The sequence below is a fragment of the Cryobacterium sp. 10I1 genome (genome assembly GCF_035019805.1).
Lineage (GTDB): Bacteria > Actinomycetota > Actinomycetes > Actinomycetales > Microbacteriaceae > Cryobacterium > Cryobacterium glucosi.
This window is the reverse complement of sequence record NZ_JASJVF010000329.1, coordinates 1-3,028: the sequence shown is the minus strand read 5'-3', so window position 1 is coordinate 3,028 and position 3,028 is coordinate 1. Positions and strand designations below refer to the sequence as shown.

Sequence of the window (3,028 nt, the reverse complement as noted above, 5' to 3'; positions counted from 1 at the left end):
GGCGCGGGCGCACCGGCTCGCCGCGACGGTCCTGGCCCGGGATCGGGCGGGACCGGCGGCCGTAGATGAGTTCGGAGGAGTCGAGCAGCCAGGGCACGAGCGCGATCGTGACACCGTGCACGAGCATCAGCTTCTGGCGGAGGCGACGGGCCTTGTGGTTGTGCAGCAGGTTCTCCCACCAGTGCCCGACGATGTAGATCGGGGTGTAGATGGTGACGACCTCGGAGCCGTGCGCGGCGCGGCGCTCCTTGATATAGCTGATCAACGGCCAGCTGATGTCCCGGTACGGAGACTCGACGATGCGCAGCGGCACCTGGATGTTCTGCCGGACCCAGTCGCGCTGCAACTGTTTGGTCTCTTCTTCGTCGATCGAGATGTGCACGGCCTCGATGCCCTCGTGCCGGGCGGCGATCGCGTAGTCGAGTGCCTTGAGCACGGGCTTCTGCATCTTGCCGACGAGCACGATCGCGTGGTCACCGGTGGAGCCGAAGGTCGTGTCAGGGTCGACTTCGATCTCCTTGGCGACGTCCCGGTAGTAGCGGTTCACGCCGAGCATCAGGGTGAACAGAACCGGCATCATCACGAAGACGAGCCAGGCGCCGTGGGTGAACTTGGTGATCGTCACGACGATGAGCACCACGCCGGTCAGGGCGGCGCCGAAGCCGTTGATCGAGAGGCTCGTGATGATCGAGGCCCGGTTCGGCGGGTTCGTCTTGAGCAGGGTGAGCCAGTGCTTGACCATGCCGGTCTGGCCGAGGGTGAAGGATACGAAGACGCCGATGATGTACAGCTGGATCAGCACCGTCAGGTTGGCCTGGAAGACGACCAGGATCAGGCAGGCGAAGAGGGCGAGGAGTACGACGCCGTTCGAGTAGATCAGCCGGTCGCCACGGGTGCTGAGCGACTTCGGTGCGTAGGAGTCCTTCGCGAGCACCGAGCCGAGCAGCGGGAAGCCGTTGAACGCCGTGTTCGCGGCGAGCAGCAGCACGGCGGCGGTCGCGGCCTGCAGCACGAAGAACATGATCGAGTTGTTCCCGAAGGTCGCCGCGGCGATCTGGGCGATCAGGCTTCGCTGCGGCGACGTGGCGCACTCGGCCCAGCCGATCAGGTCGCAGGGGTTCTCCGCGTAGTGCACCTTCGCGATCAGCGCGAGGGTCGTGAGGCCGATGAACATCACGATCGCGATGCCGCCCATCAGCACGAGGGTGCGCTGGGCGTTCTTGACCTTCGGGTGTTTGAAGGCCGGAACACCGTTGGCGATCGCTTCGACGCCGGTCAGGGCGGAGCATCCGCTCGCGAAGGAGCGCAACAGCAGCAGGATGAACGCCGACTGGGCAAGGTTTTCGGCGTGCACGCCGTAGCTCGCGGACTCCGCGACGGGCGCATCACCGAAGATGACCCGCACGAGGCCGACGACGACCATCAGGATCACGCTCGCGATGAACAGGTAGGTCGGGAAGGCGAAGGCCTTGCTCGACTCGCGCACGCCGCGCAGGTTGACGGCGGCGAGCATCACGACGAAGAAGACGGCGAGTTCGACCCGGAAGTTCACGAGTTGCGGCACGGCCGAGATGATGTTGTCCACGCCGCTCGCGACCGAGACGACGACGGTCATCACGTAGTCGACGAGCAGGGCGGATGCGACGAGCAGGCCTGCGCGTTCGCCGAGGTTCTTGGAGGCGACCTCGTAGTCCCCGCCACCGGAGGGGTACGCCTTGATCAGCTGCCGGTAGGACGCGACGACGACGACCAGCAGGAGCACGACGCAGGCCGCGACCCAGGGCGCGAAGCTCAGGAAGGCGAGCCCGCCGAGGGTCAGGATCATCAGGAGTTCCTGCGGGGCGTACGCGACGCTCGACAGCGGGTCGCTCGCGAAGATCGGCAGGGCGAGGTGCTTGGGCAGCAGCTGACCCTCGAGATGCTCGGTCGAGAGTGGTTCGCCGATGATCCACCGCTTCGCGGAGCGAGTTTCTGGCGCTTGGGAGCCGTCTGGTGTCACGAGGGATGACACTACTCCGTTGGATACGACTGTCAAACTTCCGGGAATAAGCCGAGCCGCCCGCGAGTTGGGTTACCCCCGCTTCCCGCACCCCGCGCATCCCCACCTTCCGCGAAAGCGGGTGAATCGTCGGTATGCCGCAGCGAAAGCGACGATTCACCCGCTTTCGCGGGTCAGGGGGACTGTGCCGCGTCGATCACCCGCCAGAGCGAGGTTCGCAGCGCGGTGAGCTCATCCAGGCTCATGCCGAGCTTGTCGATGATGCGCGGCGGGATCGTGAGGGCGTCCTCGCGGAGTGCTCGACCGGCATCCGTCAGCGTGATGTCGAGCACACGTACGTCGTGCGCATTGCGACTGCGGCCGACGAGGCCGGCGGTCTCGAGGCGCTTCAGCAGCGGGGAGAGGGTCGCGGGTTCGAGGCGCAGCTCGGCGCTGAGGTCAGAGACCGAACGCGGGCTGCGTTCCCAGAGGGCGAGCAGCACGAGGTACTGCGGATGCGTGAGGCCGTACGGCTCGAGGATCGGCCGGTACACCGAGATCACACTGCGGGACGCGATCGCGAGGGCGAAGCAGACCTGGTCCTCGAGGCGGAGCAGGTCGGGCGCGGACGCGGGCACTGTCGCGGAACCGGTCGTGCCCGGGGAATCGTCTGTCATCGGTTGGTCCCGCGCCTCTGCTGTTCCCCGTCGCGACCGTCTCGACGGAATTGATTAGTGCACTAATCGTAATTGATTAGTACACTAACCATTATGACACGCGCATCGAGACGAGGAACCGGCGAACCGGGCGATTCTGACGACAGGCCGTCGGGCGAACACGGCCTCGCGGGCGCCGTGTCCTGGCTGAATCGCACGCTGCTGCCCTGGATCGGGCCGCCGCCGCTCGGCCCGTATACGACGGAGACGACCGAGCAGAAGCAGGCGGAGCGCGCCGAGGCGACCTGCCCGATCTGCGGCGAGCTGATGAGCCGGCACGAGATCGACCGCTCGGGCGAACGCACCCAGATCCACCACCCCGCCCCCGCAGCCC

At 66.4% G+C, this 3,028-nt stretch carries 3 protein-coding genes; 1 reads left to right on the top strand and 2 read right to left on the bottom strand.

Annotated elements, in window-relative coordinates; all coding sequences use genetic code 11:
- Positions 1-1,999, bottom strand: a 1,999-nt coding sequence (locus QN345_RS17435) for an APC family permease (protein ID WP_323508966.1), incomplete at its 3' end; no start/stop codon positions are given.
- Between the two features lie 173 nt (positions 2,000-2,172).
- Positions 2,173-2,655, bottom strand: a complete 483-nt coding sequence (locus QN345_RS17430; protein ID WP_134559282.1) for a MarR family winged helix-turn-helix transcriptional regulator — start codon at positions 2,653-2,655, stop codon at positions 2,173-2,175.
- A gap of 93 nt (positions 2,656-2,748) precedes the next feature.
- On the opposite strand from QN345_RS17430, the gene QN345_RS17425 reads away from it, so the two are divergent.
- On the top strand, positions 2,749-3,028 hold a 280-nt coding region (locus QN345_RS17425; protein WP_323508965.1), incomplete at its 3' end, for a hypothetical protein.

Excerpts from the sequence above, each read along its gene's own strand:
- QN345_RS17430 (WP_134559282.1), bottom strand. The coding sequence starts at position 2,655 with ATGACAGACGATTCCCCGGGCACGACCGGTTCCGCGACAGTGCCCGCG.